Origin of the sequence: Streptomyces sp. SP17BM10, assembly GCF_036322405.1 — a bacterium.
Taxonomy (GTDB): domain Bacteria; phylum Actinomycetota; class Actinomycetes; order Streptomycetales; family Streptomycetaceae; genus Kitasatospora.
The window spans coordinates 1-1,666 of the sequence record NZ_JAQYXB010000649.1; the positions used below are offsets into that span (position 1 = coordinate 1).

Consider the following 1,666-nt stretch of genomic DNA (forward strand, 5'->3'; position numbering starts at 1 on the left):
CGTCCCGGCCACCCCCGGCACCGCCCTCGACACCGAGGCCCTGCGCACCCACATCGCCGCCGCGCTCCCCGACTACATGGTCCCCTCCGCCTTCGTCCCGCTGGAGCAGCTGCCGCTGACGGTCAACGGCAAGCTCGACCGCAAGCAGCTCCCGGCCCCCGAGTTCACCGGCACCGCCCGAGGACGGCAGCCCGTCGGCACGGCGGAGGAGGTCCTGTGCGGGATCTTCCGCGACCTGCTCGGGCTGGAGTCGGTGTCGGTGGAGGACGGTTTCTTCGAGCTGGGCGGCGACAGCATCGTCTCCATCCAGTTGGTCAGCCGCGCCCGCAAGGCCGGGCTGGTCTTCACCGCCCGCGACGTCTTCACCCATCGCACCCCGGAGGCCCTCGCGGCGGTCGCCACCACCGCCGACGTCCTGCCCACCGAAGAGGCGGGCGCCGGGCTCGGACCGGTGCCGGAGACGCCGATCGTCGGCTGGCTGCGCGAGGTGGACGGCCCGATCGACGGATTCAACCAGGCGATGCTGGTCCGCACCCCTGCGGCGGCCACCTTCGAGCGCCTGGCGGACGCCCTCCAGACCGTGCTGGACCACCACGACGTGCTGCGGGCCCGGCTGGTGCGCGGCGCCGACGCGTGGAACCTCGACGTCCCGGCCGCCGGCGCCGTCCGCGCCACGGACGTGCTGCGCCGCGCCGAGGGCGCCGACCTCGCCGCCGAGGCCCGCGCCGCCCAGCTGCGGCTCGCCCCGGACGCCGGCGTGATGCTCCAGGCCGTCTGGTTCGAGGACACCGCCCGCCTGCTCGTGATGGCCCACCACCTGGTCGTGGACGGCGTCACCTGGCGCATCCTGCTCCCCGACCTCGCCCACGCCTACGAGGGCACCGCCCTGGAGCCCGTACCGACGTCGTTCCGCCGCTGGGCGCAGCAGCTCACCGCACTCGACCGCTCCTCCGAACTCCCGCTCTGGCACGCCCAGTTCGACGGCTACGACGGCGGGGACGGCGGGGACGCGCCGCTCGCCGTCCTCGATCCGGCCGTGCACACCGCCGCGACCGCCCGGCACCTGAACCTCACCCTGCCGTCGGACGTCACGACGGCGCTGCTCACCGACACCGCCGCGCGCTTCCGCGCGACCGTCAACGACGTGCTGCTCACCGCGTTCGCGCTCGCCGTGAACGCCTGGCGCCCCGGCCGGGGGACGGGTGTGCTCGTCGACCTGGAGGGCCACGGCCGCGAGAACGTCGTCGAGCACGCCGACACCACGCGCACGGCCGGCTGGTTCACCAGCATGTTCCCCGTCCGCCTCGACCCGGGCGCCCCCGGCGACCCCGGCCGCGCGCTGAAGGCCGTCAAGGAGCAGTTGCACGCCCTCCCCGACAACGGCGTCGGCTACGGCCTCCTGCGCTACTCGACCGCCGGCGGCGCCCTCGCCGACGCCCCCCGCCCCCAGTTCGGCTTCAACTACCTCGGCCGCTTCGCCGCCGCCGGGGAAGACACCGACTGGGCGCTGTGCACCGACGCCGACCTCGGTGACGGCCGCGACCCGGCCATGCCGCTCGCCCACGCCGTCGACCTCAACGCCGCCACCCTCGACACCGCCGAGGGCCCGCAGCTCACCGCCGACTGGTCCTGGCCCGACGGGCTCCTCACCGAGGAGCGCGTCCGC

Annotated in this window: 1 protein-coding gene; it reads left to right on the plus strand. The window is 75.3% G+C overall.

The annotated features are described in order from the left end of the window. Positions 1 to 1,666 (plus strand): condensation domain-containing protein (locus tag PUR71_RS30070; protein WP_329930326.1); only part of this gene is annotated, 1,666 nt, incomplete at both ends.